The organism is Symbioplanes lichenis, assembly GCF_030709675.1.
Lineage (GTDB): Bacteria > Actinomycetota > Actinomycetes > Mycobacteriales > Micromonosporaceae > Actinoplanes > Actinoplanes lichenis.
The window spans coordinates 823,748-845,130 of record NZ_JAUZQD010000001.1 but is presented as its reverse complement, the minus strand read 5'-3'; the positions used below and the strand labels follow the sequence as shown (position 1 = coordinate 845,130).

17 protein-coding genes are annotated in these 21,383 nt (G+C 73.8%); 6 read left to right on the top strand and 11 right to left on the bottom strand.

Annotated features, from left to right (window positions below):
• The first annotated feature begins 4 nt into the window (after nt 1–4).
• Nucleotides 5–2,113 carry a heavy metal translocating P-type ATPase gene (locus tag RAN62_RS03820; protein WP_305783002.1) on the top strand — a complete coding sequence of 703 codons (2,109 nt, stop codon included), beginning with the start codon at nt 5–7 and terminating at the stop codon, nt 2,111–2,113.
• A 372-nt stretch (nt 2,114–2,485) separates the two neighbouring features.
• Here the strand turns inward: RAN62_RS03820 and icmA are convergent, their stop codons facing one another.
• The 5 genes from icmA to RAN62_RS03795 form a co-directional block, all read right to left on the bottom strand.
• Nucleotides 2,486–4,159: a coenzyme B12-dependent isobutyryl-CoA mutase large subunit gene (gene icmA, locus RAN62_RS03815; RefSeq protein ID WP_305783001.1), complete on the bottom strand. Its 1,674-nt coding sequence runs from the start codon at nt 4,157–4,159 to the stop codon at nt 2,486–2,488.
• Between the two features lie 44 nt (nt 4,160–4,203).
• On the bottom strand, nt 4,204–6,705 hold the full coding sequence (locus RAN62_RS03810) for a putative bifunctional diguanylate cyclase/phosphodiesterase (protein WP_305783000.1): 2,502 nt from the start codon (nt 6,703–6,705) through the stop codon (nt 4,204–4,206).
• Nucleotides 6,706–6,777: 72 nt separating this feature from the next.
• The gene (locus RAN62_RS03805) at nt 6,778–7,890 is read right to left on the bottom strand and encodes a sugar ABC transporter substrate-binding protein (RefSeq protein ID WP_305782999.1); all 1,113 of its coding nucleotides are present in this window, start codon (nt 7,888–7,890) and stop codon (nt 6,778–6,780) included.
• A 69-nt stretch (nt 7,891–7,959) separates the two neighbouring features.
• Nucleotides 7,960–9,474 (bottom strand): GGDEF domain-containing protein, encoded by a 1,515-nt coding sequence (locus tag RAN62_RS03800; RefSeq protein WP_305782998.1) that lies wholly within the window; start codon nt 9,472–9,474, stop codon nt 7,960–7,962.
• A gap of 64 nt (nt 9,475–9,538) precedes the next feature.
• Entirely contained in the window at nt 9,539–10,945 is a 1,407-nt protein-coding gene (locus RAN62_RS03795) for a glycoside hydrolase family 3 N-terminal domain-containing protein (RefSeq protein ID WP_305782997.1), read from the bottom strand.
• Nucleotides 10,946–11,038: 93 nt separating this feature from the next.
• Here RAN62_RS03795 and RAN62_RS03790 point away from each other — a divergent pair, with 93 nt between their 5' ends.
• The 3 genes from RAN62_RS03790 (at nt 11,039) to RAN62_RS03780 (ending at nt 14,025) form a co-directional block, all read left to right on the top strand.
• Nucleotides 11,039–12,220: an ROK family transcriptional regulator gene (locus RAN62_RS03790; RefSeq protein WP_305782996.1), complete on the top strand. Its 1,182-nt coding sequence runs from the start codon at nt 11,039–11,041 to the stop codon at nt 12,218–12,220.
• Nucleotides 12,221–12,299: 79 nt separating this feature from the next.
• Nucleotides 12,300–13,124, top strand: a complete 825-nt coding sequence (locus tag RAN62_RS03785; protein ID WP_438874456.1) for an ABC transporter ATP-binding protein — start codon at nt 12,300–12,302, stop codon at nt 13,122–13,124.
• A 1-nt stretch (nt 13,125) separates the two neighbouring features.
• Nucleotides 13,126–14,025: a ribokinase gene (locus RAN62_RS03780; RefSeq protein ID WP_305782994.1), complete on the top strand. Its 900-nt coding sequence runs from the start codon at nt 13,126–13,128 to the stop codon at nt 14,023–14,025.
• A gap of 53 nt (nt 14,026–14,078) precedes the next feature.
• Here the strand turns inward: RAN62_RS03780 and RAN62_RS03775 are convergent, their stop codons facing one another.
• The 4 genes from RAN62_RS03775 to RAN62_RS03760 form a co-directional block, all read right to left on the bottom strand.
• Nucleotides 14,079–15,008, bottom strand: a complete 930-nt coding sequence (locus tag RAN62_RS03775) for a methyl-accepting chemotaxis protein (RefSeq protein ID WP_305782993.1) — start codon at nt 15,006–15,008, stop codon at nt 14,079–14,081.
• The gene (locus tag RAN62_RS03770) at nt 15,005–15,547 is read right to left on the bottom strand and encodes a PAS domain-containing protein (RefSeq protein ID WP_305782992.1); all 543 of its coding nucleotides are present in this window, start codon (nt 15,545–15,547) and stop codon (nt 15,005–15,007) included. Before RAN62_RS03770 ends, RAN62_RS03775 begins: the two co-directional genes overlap by 4 nt.
• Nucleotides 15,548–15,634: 87 nt before the next feature.
• A complete protein-coding gene (locus RAN62_RS03765) occupies nt 15,635–16,003 on the bottom strand; it encodes a DoxX family protein (RefSeq protein ID WP_305782991.1) in 369 nt (122 codons plus the stop codon).
• Nucleotides 16,000–16,464: a DUF6232 family protein gene (locus RAN62_RS03760; protein ID WP_305782990.1), complete on the bottom strand. Its 465-nt coding sequence runs from the start codon at nt 16,462–16,464 to the stop codon at nt 16,000–16,002. The genes RAN62_RS03765 and RAN62_RS03760 overlap by 4 nt, the downstream gene beginning before the upstream one ends.
• 87 nt (nt 16,465–16,551) lie before the next feature.
• Between RAN62_RS03760 and RAN62_RS03755 the strand changes: the two genes are divergently transcribed.
• The gene (locus RAN62_RS03755) at nt 16,552–17,325 is read left to right on the top strand and encodes an enoyl-CoA hydratase/isomerase family protein (RefSeq protein WP_305782989.1); all 774 of its coding nucleotides are present in this window, start codon (nt 16,552–16,554) and stop codon (nt 17,323–17,325) included.
• A 724-nt stretch (nt 17,326–18,049) separates the two neighbouring features.
• Nucleotides 18,050–20,158: an Hsp70 family protein gene (locus RAN62_RS03750; RefSeq protein ID WP_305782988.1), complete on the top strand. Its 2,109-nt coding sequence runs from the start codon at nt 18,050–18,052 to the stop codon at nt 20,156–20,158.
• Nucleotides 20,159–20,555: 397 nt separating this feature from the next.
• On the opposite strand, the gene RAN62_RS03745 is transcribed toward RAN62_RS03750, so the two are convergent.
• Together RAN62_RS03745 and RAN62_RS03740 are read right to left on the bottom strand one after the other, a co-directional pair.
• Nucleotides 20,556–20,894 (bottom strand): PLDc N-terminal domain-containing protein, encoded by a 339-nt coding sequence (locus RAN62_RS03745; RefSeq protein ID WP_305782987.1) that lies wholly within the window; start codon nt 20,892–20,894, stop codon nt 20,556–20,558.
• Between the two features lie 39 nt (nt 20,895–20,933).
• Complete coding sequence (locus RAN62_RS03740; protein ID WP_305782986.1) at nt 20,934–21,281, bottom strand: DUF202 domain-containing protein; 348 nt, start codon at nt 21,279–21,281, stop codon at nt 20,934–20,936.
• Nucleotides 21,282–21,383: the final 102 nt, after the last annotated feature.

Sequence of the window (21,383 nt, the reverse complement as noted above, 5' to 3'; positions counted from 1 at the left end):
GGGCATGACGCAGCGGATCGAGCTCGAGATCGGCGGCATGACCTGCGCGGCGTGCGCCAACCGGATCGAGAAGAAGCTGAACCGGCTGGCGGGCGTGACGGCGACGGTCAACTACGCCACCGAGAAGGCGCACGCCACCGTCCCGGCCGGGCTCGATGCGGCTGCTCTGATCGCGGTGGTCGAGAAGACGGGCTACACGGCGGCCGAGCCCGCCGCCGTGCCCCCGATCGCGCCGGCCGGCGACCCGTTGCGGAGCAGGCTGCTGATCTCGGCCGTCCTCAGCGTCCCGGTGATCGTCCTCGCCATGGTCCCGGCCTGGCAGTTCGACTACTGGCAGTGGCTGTCGCTGGTCCTCGCCGCGCCCGTCGTGGTCTACGGCGGCTGGCCGTTCCACCGCTCCGCGTTCGTCAACCTGCGTCACGGCGCCGCCACCATGGACACGCTCGTCTCGGTGGGCACACTGGCGGCGTTCCTGTGGTCGTTGTGGGCGCTGTTCCTCGGCGACGCCGGCATGCCCGGCATGACGCACCCGTTCGCGCTGCGCGCGGGCGGCGACGGCGACGCGATCTATCTCGAGGCGGCCGCCGGGGTGACGACGTTCCTGCTGGCCGGGCGTTATGCGGAGGCCCGGGCCAAGCGTCGCGCCGGGGACGCGCTGCGGTCGCTGCTGGAGCTGGGCGCCAAGACCGTGACCCTGCGCGGCGGCGTCGAGATCCCGGTGGACCGGCTCACGGCCGGTGACGAGTTCCTCGTACGCCCGGGCGAGAAGGTGGCGACCGACGGCACCGTGGTCGAGGGCGCCTCGGCCGTCGACCAGAGCCTGATCACCGGCGAGTCCGTGCCCGTCGAGGTGACCGCCGGTGACAGTGTCACGGGCGGCACGGTCAACGCCGGGGGCAGCCTCGTCGTCCGCGCGACCCGGGTCGGCGCCGAGACCCGGCTGGCCCAGATGGCGCGCCTGGTCGAGGAGGCGCAGGCGGGCAAGGCCGGGGTGCAGCGGCTCGCCGACCGGGTCTCGGCGGTCTTCGTCCCGGTGGTGCTGGCGCTGGCCGTGGCGACGCTGGGCTACTGGCTCGGGACGGGCGCCGGCGGGGCCGAAGCGTTCACGGCGGCGGTGGCCGTGCTGATCATCGCGTGCCCCTGTGCGCTCGGGCTCGCCACGCCGACGGCCCTGCTGGTCGGCACCGGGCGGGGCGCGCAGCTGGGCATCCTGATCCGGGGCGTGGAGGCGCTGGAGCAGGTGCGCCGCATCGACACCGTGCTGCTGGACAAGACGGGCACCGTGACCACCGGCGAGATGCGGGTCCAGGAGGTCGACGGGCCGGCCGGGCTGCTGCGGCTGGCCGGGGCGGTCGAGGCGCCTTCGGAGCATCCGCTGGGCCGGGCGATCACCGCGGCGGCCGGGGACGACCTGCCGCCGGTGACGGACTTCCGGGCCACGGCCGGCGTCGGGGTGCGCGGCACGGTGGAGGGTGCGCTGGTCGAGGTCGCGCGGGGCGCGGGCGAGGGGGCCTACACCTGGGTCGAGGTCCGCGTCGACGGCACGCCGAGCGGGCGGCTGGCCCTGGCCGACACCGTACGCCCGTCGAGCGCCCCCGCCGTCGCCCGCATGCGCCGCCTGGGCCTCGAGCCGGTGCTGGTCACCGGGGACGCTGCGGCCGTGGCCGAGCAGGTCGCCGAGGCGGTCGGCATCACCGCGGTCGAGGCCGGCGTGCGGCCCGAGGGCAAGGTCGAGGCGGTCAAGCGGCTCCAGGCCCGCGGTCGCCGGGTGGCGATGGTCGGCGACGGCGTGAACGACGCGGCCGCCCTGGCTCAGGCCGACCTGGGCGTGGCCATGGGTGCCGGGACCGACGTGGCCATGGAGGCGTCGGACCTGACGCTGATGCGCAACGACCTGTGGGCCGCCGTCGACGCGGTCCGCCTGTCGCGCCGGACCGTGCAGATCATCCACGGCAACTTGTTCTGGGCGTTCGCCTACAACGTCGCCGGGCTGCCGCTGGCCGCCGCCGGGCTGCTCAACCCGATGATCGCGGGCGCGGCCATGGCCCTGAGCTCGATCTTCGTGGTCGGCAACAGCCTGCGCCTGCGCACGTTCCAGCCACTCAGCGAGTGAGTGCCTGTCGCCCACATCATCGTCTTGGGGGCGACAGGCCGAGCGAACGCGTCAACTCAGCGACAGGCCGGGCGCTGAAAACCCCATGGATGCTCCCGAATCCATGGGAGCGCCCGGCCCGCCATCTGCACCGCCGGCCGGTCTCGGACTGGTCCCGAAGTCCGAGGCGCCCGGCGGTATCCCCAGATCCACCTGCGGACATGACGCTACGTGATGATCACCCGACGAGGGAAGCGGTGCGTGCGGGAATTGTCCGTTCGGCCGGGAGATCATGGGCGGAGGAGCGGCGCACCGAGTTGATCATCGGACGCTGCCGGACATAACGGACGACTCTCGGTCACGCTGCGTGCCTGACCGCACGATCACGCAGCGTCAGAAGCGGGCCGGTTCCCGATAGATGCCCCACTCCTGTTTGAGGGCGCCGCAGATCTCCCCGAGCGTCGCCTCGGCCCGGGCTGCCTCGAGCATCGCCGGAATCATGTTCTCGCCGGTGCGCGCGACCTCGACGAGCCGGGTCAGCGCCCGCGCCGCCCGCTCCTCGTCGCGGGCGGCCCGGCGGGCGCCCAGCTCGCGGTTCTGCTCGATCTCGACCTCGTGCGAGACGCGCAGGATCTCCAGGTCCTTGGCGACCGTGCCGGTGTGCGCGTTGACGCCGACGATCCGCTTCTCGTTCTTCTCCAGCGCCTGCTGGTAGGCGAAGGCGGCCTCGGCGATGTTCGCGGTGAACCAGCCGTCCTCGATGCCCCGCAGGATGCCCGACGTGATCGTGCCGTCCTCGCCGAGCTCGCGGATGCGGGCGAAGATCTCCTCCGCCTCGGCCTCGATGCGGTCGGTGAGCGCCTCGACGTACCAGGCGCCGCCGAGCGGGTCGGCCACGTTGGTCACGCCGGTCTCCTCCATGAGCACCTGCTGGGTGCGCAGCGCGATCTCGGCGGACTCGTCGGTCGGCAGCGCCAGCGTCTCGTCGAGCGCGTTGGTGTGCAGCGAGTTGGTGCCGCCGAGGACCGCGGCGAGCGCCTCGACCGCCGTACGCACGACGTTGTTGACCGGCTGCTGCGCGGTCAGCGACACCCCGGCGGTCTGCGTGTGGAACTTGAGCCACAGCGCCTTCTCGCTGGTGGCGCCGTAGTCCTCGCGCAGGTGCCGGGCCCAGATGCGGCGGGCGGCGCGGAACTTGGCGATCTCCTCGAAGAAGTCGACGTGGGCGTCGAAGAAGAAGCTCAGCCCGGGCGCGAAGGTGTTGACGTCGAGCCCCCGGGACAGGCCCAGCTCGACGTAGCCGAAACCGTCGGCCAGCGTGTACGCCAGCTCCTGCGCGGCGGTCGAGCCGGCCTCGCGGATGTGGTAGCCCGACACCGACAGCGGCTTGTAGCGCGGGATTTCGCGGGCGCACCACTCCATCAGGTCGCCGATCAGGCGCAGGTGCGGCTCGGGGGTGAAGAGCCACTCCTTCTGCGCGATGTACTCCTTGAAGATGTCGGTCTGCAGCGTGCCGTCGAGCTTGCTCAGGTCGGCGCCCTGCCGCTCGGCCGCCACGAGATACATGCAGAAGACCGGCACCGCGGGGCCCGAGATCGTCATGCTCGTCGTGACATCTTGCAGGGGGATGCCGTCGAAGAGCACGTCCATGTCGGCCGCCGAGTCGATCGCCACGCCGCAGTGGCCGACCTCGCCGAGCGACTGCGGGTCGTCCGAGTCGCGGCCCATCAGCGTCGGCATGTCGAAGGCCACGCTCAGCCCGCCGCCGCCCGCCGCCAGGATCATCTTGTAGCGCTCGTTGGTCTGCCGGGCGTTGCCGAACCCCGCGAACTGGCGGATGGTCCAGGTGCGTCCGCGATAGCCGGTGGGATAGAGACCCCGGGTGTACGGGAACTCGCCCGGCCAGCCGATCCGCTCGAACCCGGCCACGGTGTCGCCGGGGGCCGGCCCGTAGACGGGATCGACCGGCGTGCCGGAGAGGGTCGTGAAGTCGGCGTCCCGCTTGCGCGCACTGTCGTAGCGCCGTTGCCAGCGCTCGCGACCGGCGGCGATGTCGGCTGCGTCCATGCCGCCCATCGTAGGGCAGAACTGAACGATCCTTAAGGCACGGATCAGGCCGCTGTCGCGTCGGCCCGTTCGTTCTCCTCGGCGGCGGGCTTCGCCTCGGCGTCCTCGCCGTCCTCGGTGTCCTCTGGTTCCGCGACGGCCTCGGAGTCGGTGACGGGCTCCGGGGTGGAGGCGGCGGGCTCGGTGGCGAGCTTGGTCACCGCGGGCGTGAAGTCGGGCGCGGGCATGAGATCGGTCGCGATCGCGGCCCCCGACTTCACCGGCATCGCGGCGAACGCGGCCACCCCGGTCGGCGCCTTCGCCCCGGCGAGGACCCCGGTCTGAGTCCCGGCGGCCGCCCCGGCCTGCAGCGGCGCGGTCCGGGCTCGCGGCCGTTGCCCGCCGATCGGCACCAGGTCCGGCGTCACCGGCGGCGAGAACAGATAGCCCTGGCCGCGGGCACAGCCCATGGCCAGCAGCTGCCCGAGCTGCCGCGGCTCCTCGATGCCCTCGGCCACGCAGGTCAGGCCGAGCGCGTGCACCAGGTCGAGCACCGCCTTGAAGAGCACCTTGGCCTTGGTGTCCCAGGCCAGCTCGCGCACGAACGACCGGTCGATCTTGACCGTGTCGACGGGCAGCTTCCGCAGATAGGTCAGCGACGAGTAGCCGACGCCGAAGTCGTCGAGCGAGATCCGCACGCCGAGGGCCCGGATCTCGCGCAGCGTGTGCGCCGCGGCGTCCAGGTCGGCGATCAGCGACGACTCGGTGACCTCGACGGTCAGCGCCTCGCCGGGCAGGTCGTGCTCCTTGAGCGCCGCGCGCACGTCGTCGACGACCCGGCCCGAGACCAGGTACGCCACCGACAGGTTGACCGCGACCGTGAAGGCCGGGTCCTCCTTGCGCCACCGGGCGAGCTGCTCGGCGGCGGCGCCCAGGACCCAGCGGTCGATCTCGACGAGCAGGCCGGCGTCCTCGGCGGCGGGCAGGAAGTCGTCCGGGGCGATCGGGCCGCGCGCCGGGTGCTGCCAGCGGACCAGGACCTCGGCCGCGTGCGAGGCGCCGCTGCCGAGGTCGACGACGGGCTGGTAGGCGACGAAGAGCTGGTGCTCGGCGAGGGCCACGGCCAGCTCGGCCTGCAACCGGCGGCGGGCCTCGGCCTGGGCGGCGAGCTCCCGGTCGTACACCCGGTAGGTGCCCTTGCCGTTGTTCTTCGCCTCGTACATGGCCATGTCGGCCTCGTGCAGCAGCTGGTCCCGGTCGCCGGCCTCGACGGTGGCCGCGATGCCGATGCTCGCGCCCACCGCGGCGGGCAGACCGGGCTCGGCCAGCCGGTCGAGGATGCCCCGGGCCAGCAGGCGCGCGTCCTCCACGTCGCCGTGGCGCATCAGGACGGCGAACTCGTCGCCGCCGAGCCGGGCGGGCAGGGCCTTGTCGCCGGCCGCCGCCTTGAGCCGCTGCGCGACCGTGACCAGCAGCTCGTCGCCGGCCGCGTGCCCGAAGGTGTCGTTGACCGCCTTGAAGCCGTCGAGGTCGACCAGCAGCAGCGCGGTCACCGGGTCCTCGGCCAGCTCGGCGGTGAGCTTGGCCCGGTTGGCCAGCCCGGTCAGCGCGTCGTGGGCGGCGTCGTGGGCGAAGCGCTCCCGCTCGCGGACCAGGCTGCGGCTCAGCGCGGTGTTGAGGCGCAGCTCCACGAACTGGCGGCCGAAGACGGCACCGACCAGGACCACCACGGCGACCGCGGTCTCCGCGTCGAACGGGCGGCCCTGGACCATGTAGATCAGGCCGGCGACGACGAAGACCACGACCGGCCCGTACGGCGCCGCGTTGCCGAACTGCGTGGACGGCTGCCAGGTGCGCTCGTCCTCGCCGGGCGGCGGGGAGAGCGGCGCCACGGCCAGCACGGCCGCGGCGGCGAGGTACCCGCCCAGGACGGCCGGGTCGAGCCACCCCACGTCATGCAGCGCGGCCACCGCCTGGATGAGCAGGGTCACGCAGGCCAGGGCGACGGCCGCGGTCAGGTCGGTCATCGTGGTGCGGCGGCGCAGGGGCCGGCCGCTGCGCAGCACCAGGGCGACGGCCAGGACGCCGGCGGCGAGCACCGGACAGGTCAGGTCGGCCGTCGCGGAGCCGGGGGAGCGCAGCGGGCCGAGGAAGAGCATCCACGCGGCGCCCATGAGCGCGCAGGCGGCGACGAGCGAGTCGAGCACCAGGCGGAGGCGGCTGCCCAGCTCGCGGGGCACGCCCGTGCCGGCGAGCAGGCCCGCGACCACGAGCGCGAAGGCGATGAGCTCGAGGACCGCGGGAAGCGCCGAGGGCGGCGCCGCGGTGACGCCGACGGTGATCTCGGTGCCCGCCCACAGCGCCAGCCCCGCGCCGGTGAGGATCCAGATCCGCCGGGCGGGCCCGGGGCGCCGGACCGCCGCCACCGTGTGGACCACGGCCCCGGCCGTCGTGACGAGCACGATCAGCAGGGCGGCGACGGTGTCCGCGGACGACGGGAAGGCATACAGGCCGGCCAGAGCCAGGACGAGCGCCACCCACATCGCGGGGCGGAGGCGGCGTCGCATGCATTTCTCCCGTACGCAGTGGGGGGCTACCACTGCATCAGTCGGCGGGCGAGCCGCCGACCTTCGGAGAAATCAGATGCCGTTCGCCTCGCACAGGGGAGCGAAGCGGCCCGTGCAGACGGCGTCGCGCTCGACGAAGCCGTCCGCGATGACCGAACCGACGTCGGCCTTGAAGATCGCCCGCGGCTGGAGCAGGACGGCCGGGACGTAGGCGCCCGACTCGACGTCCTTCACCCGGTCCTTGGCCGCGGCGGTCACGCCCTGGTAGAGGCTGATCGCCAGCTTGGCCGCCGCGTCCGCCTCCTGCTTGATCGGCTTGTAGACCGTCATGCACTGGTCGCCGGAGAGCACGTTCTGCAGGCCCTGCACCGTGGCGTCCTGGCCGGTCACGGGGACGAAGCCGTTGCGCTTGGTCTTCTTGAGCTCCGCGATCGCCGCCGCGCCGAGCGTGTCGTTGGCCGCCAGTACGCCGTCGATCTCGCCCTGGGTCTGGGTCCACATCTCCTGGAAGATGGTGACGGCGGCCTCCTCCTTCCAGTCGTCCACGTCCTGGTCCGGGCCCTTGAGCATCTTGCCGTCGTCGAAGAGCGGCTGGATGACCTCGTTGTAGCCCTTCTTGAACAGGGTGGCGTTGTTGTCGGTGGGGGAGCCGTTGAGATAGGCGACCATCGGGTCCGCGATCCGGCGCTCGCGCAGGCACCGGATCAGCCCGTCGCCCTGCTGCCGGCCCACGGCCTCGTTGTCGAAGCTGACGTAGTAGTCGGCGCCGCCGTTGAGGGTCAGCCGGTCGTAGTCGATCGTCTTGACGCCGGCCGCGCGGGCCCGCTCGAGGACGGCGCTGCCGCTGGCCGAGTCGAGGTTCGCGATCATGAGCACCCGGGCGCCCGACTCGATCATGCTGTCGGCGATCCGGCCGAACTCCTCCTTGTCGCCCTGGGCGTTGCGGATGTCGACGGGCACGTCCTCGGCGTCGAAGGCGGCCTGGAGCAGCTTGGGGTCGTCGCTGCCCCAGCGCTGCGAGGTGGTGGTGTCGGGGAGGATCACGCCGACCTTGCCGGTGCCGGGGGCGCCCGCCCGGGCCCGGGGAGCGGCGCCGCCACTGTCGTCGTCGGCGGTGGTGCAGGCGGACACGGCGCCGGCGGCGAGCAGCCCGGCGGCGGTCAGGGCACAGAGTGTCGTACGCATCCTGAGCGGATCCTCTCGCCTGGAGTGCGGTCACGTTACCAGGCGTACGTGCAGCTCAGCCCCAAAAGTTCAACGGCTGATGTCGATGTGATCCTGGGAGCGTTCCCGGCGGCGGTCCTTGGCGGCGTACATCGCCAGGTCCGCCGCGTGGAGCAGGCTGTCCGGGTCGTGGGTGCCGGCGCTCCCCGTGGCGTGGCCGATGCTCGCGCTGAGTGCCACGTCGGCCGTACCGATGCGGACGGTGCCGCGCAGCGCGGTCGCCAGGATGTCCGCCAGCGCCGCGCGGCGGCTCTCGGGCAGCTCCGGGGCCAGGACGGCGAACTCGTCCCCGCCCAGCCGGGCCACCAGGTCGCCGTCGCGCACCGCGGCCCGCACCCGGACCCCCACCTCGACGAGCAGGCGGTCCCCGGCGGCGTGCCCGAAGGCGTCGTTGACCGGCTTGAAGGCGTCCAGGTCGAGGTGGAAGACGGTCACCGGCCCGGCCGCGAGCGCCTCCTCGAGCCGCTGCAGGAAGAGCCCGCGGTTGGCGAGGCCGGTGAGGCTGTCGTGGTAGGCGAGGTGGGTCAGCCGGGCGGTGAGCTCGTCGCGCTCGCGCAGCAGCTCCTCGATGTGCCGGAAGGCGGCGCGCTGCCGGACCACCACGAGGATCGTCGTGACCGTGGTGCCGCCCCACACCAGCCACGTGCGCGGGGTCAGCCCGTCGAGCGCCAGCAGGGTGCCGGTCAGCGCCCACACCACGGCCACCGCGCCCCAGGGCAGCAGGCTGTACGGGCGGCGCGCCGGGGCCACCCGCCGGTCCGGCGCCTGGATGTGCCGGGCCTGGACCCGCGCGGCGACGGCGAAGAGCCCGCTGCCCACGACGTTGAGCCCGTAGAGCCACGGCATCACGTCGTGGTCGAGATACACCGAGAACGGGACGGCCTGAAGCCCGCCCTGCAACAGCGCGCAGGCGGCGTAGAGGAGGCCGGCCGCCCGGCTGAACGGGGACCGCCCGGCGAGCGACATCTTCACCATCGCGAAGATCACCACGAGGAAGAGCCCCGGCTGGACGAGCAGCGAGGCGGCCAGCGTGACCGCCCAGCCGACCGAGTGCGGGCCGTCCGGCAGCGTGAAGGTCCACAGGCTGACGGTCGTGGCCGCCGCCATCACGGTGGCGGCGTCGACGGCCAGGCGCCGGCGCTCGGCCCGGTCGGGCGAGGCGAGCGGGAAGCGCAGGAGCCCGTGGAGCAGCACGACGATGGCGACCACGATCAGCACGAGCTGGGCGCCGGTGCCGTTGATCGCGCCGTTGGAGAGCGGGTCGCGGAAGGTGGCGCCGAGCTGCACGAGGTCGCCGAGCACCAGCACACCGGCCGTGGCGGCGAAGGACTCGAAGAGGCGGCGCTCCGGTCGGCGGGTGCGGGTCAGCCGGGCGATCTGCCACGAGAGGGCGACGGCGGCGGTCTGGACGGTCGCCATGAGCGTCCAGAACATGCCGACCTGGGTGGCCGCGGCGGCGTGGCCGAAACCGAACGCCGGCACGCTGACGACCAGCAACGTCACCAGGGCGGCGAGGATCGGGTCGGCACGTGTCGGCCGCTCCATGATCACCCCGTCCCTCGCTTGTCGACGCGCGTCCCATCGGCCGCGGGGCAGGGGGCATGAGGAGTCAGAGTGTGTCCAGCGCCTCGCTCGCGGCCCGGGCGTTGGCGGGGCCGGCGCCATAGGTGAGCAGGAAGGCGCGCACCCCGGCCGGTCGCCAGCCGGACGGCCAGCCCATCTCCACCACGGCGACGGGGTGCCGGGCCGCCAGCGCCTCGATCAACTCCTGGACCCCGGGGTCCCGGTGCAGCCGCCGCCCGCAGAGCACGACGGGCCGGCCGCCGGCCCACGTGAGCAGCTCTTCCGGGGTGGCCGCCGCGGTGATCTCTCGCTCGGCCGGCAGGCCCCACGGGACGCGGCCCTCGACGATCGTGCGGCCCGCGTGCACCCGGACGACCAGCGCACCCGCGAATCCGGCCGGGTCACCCTCCACGCGCAGCGCGCGGCGGGCGGCGGCGAGACCGATGTCGGGGCGTTCGGCCAGGGCGGCCGTACGGGCGGCGGCCTCCTCGAGTCGGGACAAAGGCAAGCGGCCGTCGGTGGTCGCCTCGGCGATCTCGGTCACCACGCGCTCGACGAGCGGGCGGTCGACGCGGGCGCCGAGGCAGAGGAGGTCGGCGCCGGCGCTCAGGGCGAGGACCGCCGACTCGCCCGGGGCGGTGGTGAGGGCGCGCATCTCGAGGGCGTCCGTGAGGATGGCGCCGCGGTGGGCGTACTCGTGGCGCAGCAGGTCGCCGACGGCCCGGCTGAAGGTCGCGGGGTTGTCGCCCGTCAGGGCGGGGACGCGCAGGTGGCCGGTCATGATCGCGCGGGCGCCCGCCGCGACCGCCGCGGCGAAGGGCGGCAGGTCCCGGCGGCGCAGCAGGTCGAGGGGCGCGTCGACCGTGGGCAGGGCCAGGTGCGAGTCGGTGACCGTGGCGCCATGCCCCGGGAAGTGCTTGGCGCAGGCGGCCACCCCGGTCGACTGCAGGCCGGTCACCGCCGCCGCCGTGTGCCGCGCCACCAGGGCGGGATCCGAGCCGAACGACCGCGTGCCGATCACCGGGTTGTCGTCGGTCGTGTTGACGTCCGCGACGGGCGCGAGCCCCAGATTGATCCCGGCGGCGGCCAGGTCCGCGCCGAGCGCCGCGTACACCCCGCGGGTGAGATCCACGTCGTCCACCGCGCCCAGGGCGGCATTTCCCGGGTACGGGCTCCCGCGCCGATGGGCGAGCCGCGTCACGTCCCCGCCCTCCTCGTCGGCCGCCACGAGCACGTCCGCCTTCACCGCCCGCAGCTCCGCCGTCAGCCGCGCCGGCTCGCCGATGTTGGTCGCCGTCAGCCGCGCCGGCTCGCCGATGTTGGTCGCGAAGAGGGTGACACCGGCGAGACCGTCGCTCAGCAGCTCACCGATCGGATCCGGGAGCGCCGGGCCCGCGAAGGCGGCGAGCACCGTGCCGAGGGCCAGCCGGCGCAGGCCGGGGTCGGTGGTCATGCGGTCCTCGATTCGGCCGTACGCGGGTCAGCCGTCCGCCGGGCCGACCGATACGCTGCGCGTACGACGCCGCTGAATATAGGGGACGGAAACATGGCCGCGACCCGCTTGCCGGGTACTCCCAGGCTGTTGCGCGCGCTCAACGACCGGGCCGCGCTCGAGCTGCTCCTCTCCCGGGGGCCGCTGACCCGGGCCCAGCTCGGCGAGCTGACCGGCCTGAGCAAGGTGACCGCCTCCCAGCTGGTCGAGCGGCTCGAGGAGCGGGGTCTCGTCCGGCGCGTCGGCGAGCAGGCCGGCGGGCGCGGGCCCAACGCGCAGCTCTATGCGGTGACGCCCGGCAGCGCGTACGTGATCGGGGTCGAGGTCCTGCCCGACCGCGTGATCGCCGCCTGCGCCGACATCACCGGGGCCGTCGTGGGCCGCAGCGAGCAGTCGACCGTGGGCGGCAGCGCGGATCCCGTGCGGGCGGTGCACGCGGCCGTGGTCGAGGCGGCGACGGCCGCCGGGACCACCCTCGACGCCGTCCGGCGCGTGGTCATCGGCACGCCTGGCCTCGTCGACCCCGAGACCAACGAGATCTCCTTCGCCTTCGACCTGCCCCACTGGCACCGCGGGCTCCTCGCCGAGCTGCGCAAGGACCTGAGCACGCCGGTCGTCTTCGGCAACGACGTCAACCTGGCCGCGGTCGCCGAGCAGCACGCCGGCGCGGGCAAGGACGTCGACGACTTCGTGCTCATCTGGGTCGACCGCGGCGTGGGCCTGGCCACGGTGATCGGCGGGCGGCTGCACCAGGGCGCCACCGGGGCGGCGGGCGAGATCGGCTATCTGCCCGTGGCCGGCACCGAGGTGCCGCACAACGCCTCCGGGCGCGGGGTCAAGGGCGCCTTCCAGACCCTGGTCGCGGCGGACGCCGCCAAGACCCTGGGCGAGGAGTACGGCTTCAGCGGCGCCGAGTCGCCCGACGTCGTGCGGGCCGCCGTCGAGGCGGGCGAGGCGGGGGAGGCGTACCTGGACGAGCTGGCCCGGCGGCTCGCGCTCGGGGTGGGCGCCACGTGCGTGGTGCTCGACCCGCCGCTCGTGGTGCTGGCCGGCGAGGTGTCGCAGGCCGGGGGCGCGCGGCTGGCGGAGAAGATCGAGGCCGAGGTGGCGTCGATCACGCTCGTGACGCCGAAGGTCGTGATCAGCGAGATGGCGACCGAGCCGGTGCTGAACGGGGCGCTGCTGTCCGCCCTGGACGCCGTGCGCGACGAGGTGTTCGGCTCGACGACGGGCTGACGCCGCCATCCCCCCTGCGGCTTGCTTCTTTCCCGGCCGGCTGCGGTGGCGTGCGTGCGGGTCGCGGCCGGCTGCGTGATTGGATGGGAGCGTGCCCGAAGCAGCTGTCACGCCCCCTGACGAAGACACCGTCATCTCGTTCGACCGCGTCAGCATCGTCCGCGCCGGCAACCATCTGGTGCGCGACCTGAGCTGGCAGGTCGAGCTGGACGAGCGGTGGGTGATCCTCGGTCCCAACGGGGCCGGCAAGACGACCCTGCTCAACCTGGCGTCGGCGCGGCTGCACCCGACCCGCGGCGTCGCGTGGGTGCTGGGCGAGCGGCTGGGCAAGACCGACGTCAACGAGCTGCGCACCCGGGTGGGCATCACGACCGGCCGGCTCGCCGACCGCCTGCCGCCCGACGAGAAGGTGCTCGACGTCGTCGTCACCGCCGCGTGGTCGGTCGTGGGCCGCTGGCGCGAGAGCTACGACCCGCAGGACGAGGGCCGCGCCCGCCAGCTGCTCGGCCAGCTGGGCATGGGCCACCTGCTCGACCGCGAGTTCGGCACGCTGAGCGAGGGCGAGCGCAAGCGCACCCAGATCGCCCGGGCGCTGATGACCGACCCCGAGCTGATGCTGCTCGACGAGCCGACCGCCGGCCTCGACCTGGGCGGCCGCGAGGACCTGCTGGCCCGCCTGACCGAGCTGGCCGAGGACCCGGACGCCCCGGCCATGGTGCTGGTGACCCATCACGTGGAGGAGATCCCGCCCGGCTTCACCCACGCGCTGCTGCTGCGTGAGGGCTCGGTCGTCGCCGCCGGCCTGCTCGGCGAGACGCTCACCGCGGACAACCTGTCCAAGACCTTCGGCCTGCCGCTCGTGGTGCAGCGCACCGGCGACCGTTACACCGCGCGGGCCGCCTGAGATGGCGCCGCGCATCGTGGTCGCCGGCAGCGCCAACATGGACCTCGTCGGGCTGGCCGAGCGCCTGCCGCAGCCCGGCGAGACCGTGCTGGGCGACGACTTCCTGATGACCCCGGGCGGCAAGGGCGCCAACCAGGCCATCGCGGCCGCCCGCGCCGGCGGCGACACCACCTTCCTCGGCGCGATCGGCTCCGACGCCTTCGGCGTGACCATCAAGGCGCGTCTCAACGCGTCGGGTGTGGACACCGAGAACGTCCGCACCAGCTACGGCTCGTCCGGCGTGGCCGTGATCATGGTCGACCGCCGGGGCGAGAACTCGATCCTGGTCAGCCCCGGCGCCAACAGCACCTTCGCCGGCCTGAGCGCCGCCGAGGAGACCGTCATCGCCGACAGCGACGTGCTCCTCTGCCAGCAGGAGATCCCGCTGGAGACGGTGACCGCCGCCGCCCGGGCCGCCCGCGCCGGCGGCACGCTGACGATCCTCAACGCCGCGCCCGCCCGCGAGCTGCCGGCGGAGCTGCTCGAGGTCGTCGACCTGCTGGTCGTCAACGAGAGCGAGGCCGCCACGATCACCGGCCGGGCCGAGCCCGACATGGGCGCGCTGCTGGCGCTGGTCCCGCGGGTGGTCCTCACCCTGAGCGGGAGCGGATCCTGGTACGCGGACCGCGACGGCCGCGACGAGCGGGTGCCCCCGTTCGTGGTCGACGTGGTCGACACGACCGCCGCGGGCGACGCCTTCACCGGTGCGCTGGCCGTGGCCTGGGGCGAGGGGCGCGACCTGATCGAGGCCGTGCGCTGGGCCAATGCCGCCGGCGCCGCCTGCGTCACGAAGATGGGCGCCTCGAACGCCCTGCCCGCCCGGGCCGACATCGACGCCGTCTACGCCCGCGGCGCCGGGTAGGACAGGTCCCGGCCTGGCGGGCCATCTCGCTCAGCCCTGGCGGGCCATCTCGCTCAGGCCTGGCGGGCCATGGACACGAAGCGGTGGACCTCGGCGCGCAACACCTCGGCGAGGTTGCTGAGGCCCGCCGTGCCGGAGTCGTGACCGCCGTCGACGGCCGCGGCGATGCCGTTGACCAGGCTGGCCATCTCGCGGATGCTGCCGGTCACGGCGTCGAGGACGGTCACGGCGTCGGCGGCGGCGGACTGCACCGTGCTGACCTGGCCCATGATCTCCTCGCTGGAGGCGCTGGTCTCGTTGGCGAGCGTCTTGACCTCGCCCGCCACCACGGCGAAGCCCTTGCCCATCTCGCCCGCCCGCGCCGCCTCGATCGTCGCGTTGAGCGCGAGCAGCCGGGTCTGCGACGCCACCTGGTTGATCAGGTCGACGGCGTGCCGGATCTGGTCCGACGCGTTGCGCAGCGAGGTCACCGTGTCGAGGCCGCGCTCGGCGTCGCCCACCGCCTCCCGCGCGAAGTCGGCCAGCCCGTTCGCGGACGCGCCCATCTCCGTCGCCGCCGTCGCGACCTGCTCGGAGACCGTCAGCACGGCGGACTCCAGCTCGTCGGCCAGCCGCAGCCGGGACTGGGCGGCCTCGTTGACGCGCGCCGCCGACGCCGCCATCTGCTCGCTCGACTGCGAGATGCGCGTGGCCGCGTCGCGGAAGGCGCCCCGCATGCCGCGGGTGAGGAAGCGGCGGTGGAAGCGTTCCTCGGCGGCCGCCCCGAGCGCCGCCCCGGACTCCCGGACGAACGCGTCGGTCACGTCGAGCAGGCGGTTGAGGGCGGCCCGGGCGGCCTTCGCCTCCTCGGACTCCCCGATGGACGGCAGCCGCGACTCGAAGTCACCGGCGGCGGCCTGGCCGCAGACCTCCGCGACCAGGCGCAGCACGGCGTCGTCGGTGGCGGTCCGGCCGGCGCCGGCCGGGGACTGCCGGCGGATCATGCGGCGGTTCCGTTCGTCAGCTCCCACACGAACTCGTCGTACGTCCGGCCGCGCCCCCGAAGCGTCTCCTGCAGCATCGCCCAGCCCGCGTCGAGGGCGGCCGGCGAGCTGTCGTGGCGGCGCTCCTCGGCCCGCAGCCGGCCGTAGAGCTCGGCGGCGGCCTGCACGGCGGCCGGTTCGGGCCTGCGCCGGCTCGAGTGGTAGCCGGCCAGCTGACCGTGCTGGTCGAACGAGGGAGTGACGTGCGCCAGGACCCAGTAGTGGGCGCCGTCGGAGGCGAGATTCACGACGTACGCGAAAAGCTCCTGCCTGGTCTTGAGGGTGTCCCACAGCAGCTTGAACACGGCCCGGGGCATGTCGGGATGCCGGATCAGGCTGTGCGGCTGCCCGATCGCCTCGTCCTCGGTGAGCGCCGAGATGCGGAGGAAGACCTCGTTCGCGTACGTGATGACACCGCGCGGATCGGTCTTGGTGACGATGAGCTCGTCCTCGCCGAATGTCCGCTCGACGCCGGTCGGGGCAACCCTGGTGGCCTTCATGATGCTCTGATGGTGGCCGAGCGGGCCTGTTTCGCGGGCGAAGTCGCGGAAAATGCCTCGCGTCTGACTTTTCTTTGTGGCGCTTTTCTATGTCGCTGATCGGGCGACTCGCAGGGCCCAGAGGACGAGCGGGACCTGCATCGGCAGCCGGCCGTAGGCGATCGCCCGGCGCCCGGCGCTCTGGTGCCGCCAGTCGACGGCCATCTTGACGTTCGCGGGGAAGACCGCCGCGAAGAGTCCCGCCGCGGCCAGCCCGCCGAGGCGCCGGGTGGCGGGCACAGCGACTGCGGCGGCCACGGCCAGCTCGGCCACCCCGCTGACATAGGTCCACGTGCGTGGCTTGCCGGGCAGCGAGCGGGGCACGATGCGGTCGAAGGGGCGCGGCGACGCGAAGTGCAGCAGACCCGTGGTGGTCAGCGCGGCCGCCATGACGAGGGCTTCCCGGTCGCGGCTCATCGGCGCACGGAGTCCTGCTCGACGGCGCGGTGCAGGGCGCGGTAGATCTGGCCGAAGCGCTGCCGGTTGGCCGTGCGGAGCAGGAGCGTCGGGGTGCCCCGGACGTCGGCCCAGATCTCGAGGTCGTGACTGCCCCGGTCGTACGAGCGGTCGACGTGCTCGAGCAGCACGTCGGAGAGCGGGATCGCGGCCAGGCCGAGCAGCACCCCGCCCCCGCCGACGGCGACGGTGACCGAGGCGGAGAGGTCGAGGGTGAGCGCCACGGCCAGCGCGAGCGCCCCGAGCACCAGCGGCGCGACCATGGCCAGCCCGAGGAAGCCCCGGCCGGCGACCGTGCCCCACTGGCGGCGGCCCCGGCTGTGCCAGACGCGGGTCAGCTCGTGCAGCCGGAACTCCTGCCCCGGCACGCGGAGGGCGGCCGACGTGACCTGCACGTCCCGGTCCCGGTAGTACGTGGTCATCGTCCTCCCTCCGTCCGCATGCTACTTACCCCGGGCGTACACGTCCTAGTCTGTCGGGGTTGACCGAGCGACCGGGAGGTTTCGCCGATGGGCGAGTTCGTGCGGCTGGAGAGCAAGGACGGGATCGGCACCATCCGCCTCGAGCGGCCCCCGATGAACGCGCTGAACACCCAGGTGCAGGAGGAGCTGCGGCGGGCCGCGCACGAGGCCGCGGACGATCCGGACGTACGGGCGGTCATCGTCTTCGGCGGCGAGAAGGTCTTCGCGGCGGGCGCCGACATCACTGAGTTCACGCGGCTGACTTACCAGGAGATGACCGTGCGGGCGGGCGCCCTGTCCAGCGCGTTCGACGCGATCGCCCGGATCCCCAAGCCGGTGGTGGCGGCCATCACCGGGTACGCCCTCGGCGGCGGCTGTGAGCTCGCCCTCGCCTGTGACTGGCGCGTGGTGGCCGACGACGCGAAGCTCGGCCAGCCGGAGATCAAGCTCGGCCTCATCCCGGGCGCCGGCGGCACGCAGCGGCTGGCCCGGCTCGTCGGCCCCGCGCGGGCCAAGGACCTGGTCTTCTCGGGCCGCATGGTCGACGCCGCGGAGGCCCTGGCGATCGGTCTCGCCGACCGGGTGGTTCCGCCTGCCGAGGTGTACGCGGCCGCGGCCGAGCTGGTCCGCCCCTACGTCACTGGTCCGGCCCTCGCCCTGCGCGCGGCCAAGCAGGCGATCGACGGCGGGCTGAGCGTGGACCTCGCGTCGGGGCTGGCGCTGGAGAGCCAGTTGTTCGCGGGGCTGTTCGCGACGGACGACCGGATCGAGGGCACGACGGCGTTCGTGGAGAAGCGGAAGCCGGGCTTCACCGGGAAATGACACGGCCCGGCCCCGATGTGGCATGTCAGGATCTCGCGCCCATCGATCCGTTGCCATAAAGTCTCCCTCTGTGACGGGAGCCGGGCGGAACGCGACGTCGGGGCGCCGGACCATGACCGTCGCCGTGGGGCTGCTGGCCGGGCAGGCGGTGCTCGGAGGCGTCATCGCGGCGGTGACGTTCGGGGTCGGTTCCTCCTCTTCGCCGGCCGGGCGGCTGGCTGATCCGCCCGCTGTCGCTCTGCCGTCCCGTCCGGCGCCTCCGTCGCCTTCGCCATCGTCTCTGCCGTCGTCCTCGTCCTCGTCGTCTTCGGCCGGGGACGAGGGGCCGGGCGTTTCGGTGCGGCGGTCGGAGCGGCTGTTGCCGCAGAGTGTCGATTCGGACATTTCCCCTTCTTCTCGGGCTCCTTCGCCTGTTGTTTCGTCGGCGCCGGCCACTTCCGCTCCCGTTTCGTCGGCTCCGACTGTTGTGGTTCCCCCTCCCACTACGCCCGTGTTCCTGCCGCCACCGCCCTTCGCGCCTTCCTTCTCGCCTGGTTTCGTGCCGCCGGCTCCTTCGGCGGGGCAGCGTTGCCGGCGGGAGGGGGCTGTCCGGTTCGACCCGGAGGGGGAGAAGTTGCGGTGTTCCCGCGGGCGCGACGGACACCTCCGCTGGCGGGCGGTCTGAGCGCGGTGCCGCCTTTGTGCGGTGATCAACGCGTACGGCGGACCCCCTAGACTGGCGGTCATGTCCATCGACCAGGGTCGGCACGCGCTCGGTGTCGACTTCGGCACGTCCAACACGGTCGCGGTGGCCCGCTGGCCGGACGGCCGGGCCCGCCCGATCCTCGTCGACGGTTCGCCGCTGCTGCCCTCGGCCGTCTATGCCGAGTCCAGCGGCATGCTCGCGGTCGGCCGCGACGCGGTGCACAGCGCCCGCCGCGACCCCGCCCGCTTCGAGCCCAACCCGAAGCGCCGCATCGACGACGGCACCGTCCTGCTCGGCGACCGCGAGGTGGAAGTCGCCGACCTCATCGCCGCGGTCCTGGTGCGCGTGGTCGAGGAGTGGCACCGCGCGGTCGGCCCGGTCCGCCCCGACGTCACCCTCACCTGCCCCGCCACGTGGGGCTCGACCCGCCGGGGCCTGCTCGCCGAGGCGGCCGCACGCGCCGGGCTGGAGCGGGTCCGCCTGGTCGCCGAGCCCGTGGCGGCGGCCACATACTTCGCCGACGTGCTCGGTCGTGATGTCCCGATCGGGTCGGTGGTGGTCGTCCACGACTTCGGGGCCGGCACGTTCGACGCCAGCGTCGTCGCGCGTACGGCGGAGGGCTTCGAGGTCCTCGCCGTCGACGGCCGCGACGATCTCGGCGGCCTCGACATCGACGCCGCCCTGGTCGAGCATCTGGGCGAGGGCATCGCCGCCCTCGACGCCGGGGTCTGGCAGCGTCTCACCGAGCCGGCCACCCTCGAGGACCGCCGGGCCCAGCGCCAGCTCTGGGACGACGCGCGCATCGCCAAGGAGCGCCTCTCCCGCACCCAGAGCGCCGACGTCATGATCCCGATCCTCGACACCGAGCTCCACGTCACCCGCGACGAGCTGGAGCGCCTGGCGCGCCCGATCCTCGACCAGACGGTCCAGGTCACCAGCGACCTGCTGCGCTGGGCCGACCTGCCCGAGGGCCGGCTGGCCGGCGTCTTCCTGGTCGGCGGGGCCAGCCGCATCCCCCTGGTCGCGACCCTCCTGCACCGCGCCCTGGCCGAGCCGCCCGTGGCCATCGAGCAGCCCGAGCTGGTCGTGGCCGAGGGCAGCATCCTGGCCGACGCCGCCCTCCTGGCCAGCGAGCCCGCCGCGCCGGGGCCGACCTCGGAGATGCGCTTCCCGCTCGTCTCCCGCCCGTCGTCGCCCGTGTCTCCGGCCGCGCCCTCGTCCGTCTCGCCCGCCGCGGCTTCGTCCGTCGCGCCTGCCGCGCCGTCGTCCTCGCCTCCGTCCACCGCTGCGGGGTCTGCGGGGCGTTCCTTGGGGGCGCCGCCGTCCTCGGGGCCGCCCTCTTCCTCGGGGCTGCCGTCTTCCTCGGGGCTGCCGTCTTCTTCGGGGGCGCCGTCTTCTTCGGGGGCGCCGTCTTCTTCGGGGCTGCCGTCTTCTTCGGGGGCGCCGTCTTCTTCGGGGCTGCCGTCTTCTTCGGGGGCGCCGTCTTCCTCGGGGTCGTCCGTCGATGACATGGAGACCGTGCCGCAGTCCCGGAGCAGCCTGCTCAACGGCGACGGCGGTGGCGCCATGCCGCCGGCGGTGGACCCGTGGCCGGACGCGGAGCACGACTGGGTCCCCGACCCGGACGCCACCGTGCCGTCACCCATGTCCCCGGCGATCCTCGGCCGCCCGTCGCCCGGCTCGCCCTATCCGGGCGCGCCCGGCCAGTCCGCGTCCGCCGGGTCCGGCACCGTCGTCCCGCGCCGCTTCCGCTCGGGCACCCCACCCGCCGGCTCGCCGCCCGCCCCCGGTGCCGCGGGCCGGTCGTCCGCCGACCACTCCGCTGCCGGTCGTTCGGCCGCCGGTCGTTCATCCGCCGGTCGTTCGTCCTCCGGCTTTGTCTCTCCCGCAGCCGGAAGCACCAGACCACTCGCCGGCGGCCGGCAGCCCTCCGCCGCGCCGCGCCGCTCCGCACCACCGGCGGCACCCGCCCAGTCCGCCCGGCGCCGGACCGGCCGGGGCCTCCGCGCCTTCCAGATCGTGCTCAGCGTCCTGGTCCTGATCGCCGCGCCGATCCTCGCCCTGCTGGTGGCCTACAGCTACACCTCGGGCGTCGACCCGGGCTCGGCCCTCACCTCACTCTTCGACGACCTCAGCAACCTCTTCTGACCCCGCGCGTTCCGATCCCGCGCGGTTTGCTCCGATCCGCGCGCGGTTTGCTCCGATCCGCGCGTGGTTTGCTCCGATCCGCGCGCCCACCTGTTCCGATCGCCCGTCCGCCTGCGCTGACCTGCGCGTCTGCCTGCGCTGACCTGCGCGTCCGGCTGCGCTGACCTGCGCGCCCGCCGGCTCCGGTGCGCGCGCCTGAGCGGTGCCACTCGGCGGCCTTTTCCGGGCGGCCTTCTTCGGCGGACCTTCTTCGCGGCCTTGTCCGGTGGCCTTCTGTCGCAGGCGCCGGCCGGCCTTTTGTCGCAGGCGCCAGCTGGCTTTTTGTCGCAGGCGCCAGCTGGCTTTTGTCGCAAGCGTCGGCTGGCCTTTTGTCGCGGCGCCGGCGCGGATCCGGTCCTCAGGGGTCGTTGCGGTCCTCGAGGTCGCGCTCCCACTGGGCGAGCAGCTCACGATCGCGGCGGGACTGCTCCGTGTCGACCGAGCGGAGGAACTCCGGGTCGTCGTCGGGGGAGAGGGGGCGGGAGGCCGGTCGGCGCACCGTGCCCTCGCGCGGCGCCGGCAGCGGGCGGCCCCACAGGAAGTACGCGATCGGACCCAGCAGCGGCACGAGCAGGATCACGAGAACCCAGAGCGCCCGCGGCATCGAGCGCACCCGGTCGGCGGACAACGAGGCGATGAGCGCGAGCACCAGAAGGACGAGCTGCACCGCAGCCAAGAACACGAACACCCGGACCATGAGGCAATAATGACGCGCCACCCGGGGCAACGGCGACGATCAGAGCATGACAAGCATCGTCCCGGTCGCCGCGAGAACGACGGTGACGAGTGCGTAGGCGCGTACGGTGCGTTGTCCCGGCCGTGGTGGCCAGGCCCGCAACCCGCGGGCGCGCCGGTAGGCGATGCCCACCAGCATGGCCCATCCGAGGAGCGCCACTGCCACCATGAGGAAAATTGCGCTTCCCGCCCCGGGCTCGAAAGCGTGTCGCAACATCAGCAGCGCCACCGCACTCGCCGACAGTCCGGTCCGGCGCCAGGCCAGACCGGTCCGCTCGGCCGACACCCCGGCATCGCGCTCGTCCGCCGGGCCGGCATCCCGCTCGGCCGACATCCCGTCGGCTGACACCCCGGCGTCCCGCCCATCCGCCGGCCCGGTTGTTCCGCCACCCGGATCGGTCGCCGCCCGGGCCTGATCAGCGTCGCTCACCGCCCGGCCCCGATCAGCGCC

Bases quoted from the DNA above. Each gene is read 5' to 3' on its own strand.
- RAN62_RS03780 (WP_305782994.1), top strand. From the start codon at position 13,126: ATGGCGCCGCGCATCGTGGTCGCCGGCAGCGCCAACATGGACCTCGTC.
- RAN62_RS03750 (WP_305782988.1), top strand. From the start codon at position 18,050: ATGTCCATCGACCAGGGTCGGCACGCGCTCGGTGTCGACTTCGGCACG.
- RAN62_RS03800 (WP_305782998.1), bottom strand. From the start codon at position 9,474: ATGGAGCGGCCGACACGTGCCGACCCGATCCTCGCCGCCCTGGTGACG.
- icmA (WP_305783001.1), bottom strand. From the start codon at position 4,159: ATGGACGCAGCCGACATCGCCGCCGGTCGCGAGCGCTGGCAACGGCGC.
- RAN62_RS03745 (WP_305782987.1), bottom strand. From the start codon at position 20,894: ATGGTCCGGGTGTTCGTGTTCTTGGCTGCGGTGCAGCTCGTCCTTCTG.
- RAN62_RS03775 (WP_305782993.1), bottom strand. From the start codon at position 15,008: ATGATCCGCCGGCAGTCCCCGGCCGGCGCCGGCCGGACCGCCACCGAC.
- RAN62_RS03760 (WP_305782990.1), bottom strand. From the start codon at position 16,464: ATGACCACGTACTACCGGGACCGGGACGTGCAGGTCACGTCGGCCGCC.
- RAN62_RS03770 (WP_305782992.1), bottom strand. From the start codon at position 15,547: ATGAAGGCCACCAGGGTTGCCCCGACCGGCGTCGAGCGGACATTCGGC.
- RAN62_RS03820 (WP_305783002.1), top strand. From the start codon at position 5: ATGACGCAGCGGATCGAGCTCGAGATCGGCGGCATGACCTGCGCGGCG.
- RAN62_RS03805 (WP_305782999.1), bottom strand. From the start codon at position 7,890: ATGCGTACGACACTCTGTGCCCTGACCGCCGCCGGGCTGCTCGCCGCC.
- RAN62_RS03810 (WP_305783000.1), bottom strand. From the start codon at position 6,705: ATGCGACGCCGCCTCCGCCCCGCGATGTGGGTGGCGCTCGTCCTGGCT.
- RAN62_RS03795 (WP_305782997.1), bottom strand. From the start codon at position 10,945: ATGACCACCGACCCCGGCCTGCGCCGGCTGGCCCTCGGCACGGTGCTC.
- RAN62_RS03755 (WP_305782989.1), top strand. From the start codon at position 16,552: ATGGGCGAGTTCGTGCGGCTGGAGAGCAAGGACGGGATCGGCACCATC.
- RAN62_RS03765 (WP_305782991.1), bottom strand. From the start codon at position 16,003: ATGAGCCGCGACCGGGAAGCCCTCGTCATGGCGGCCGCGCTGACCACC.
- RAN62_RS03790 (WP_305782996.1), top strand. From the start codon at position 11,039: ATGGCCGCGACCCGCTTGCCGGGTACTCCCAGGCTGTTGCGCGCGCTC.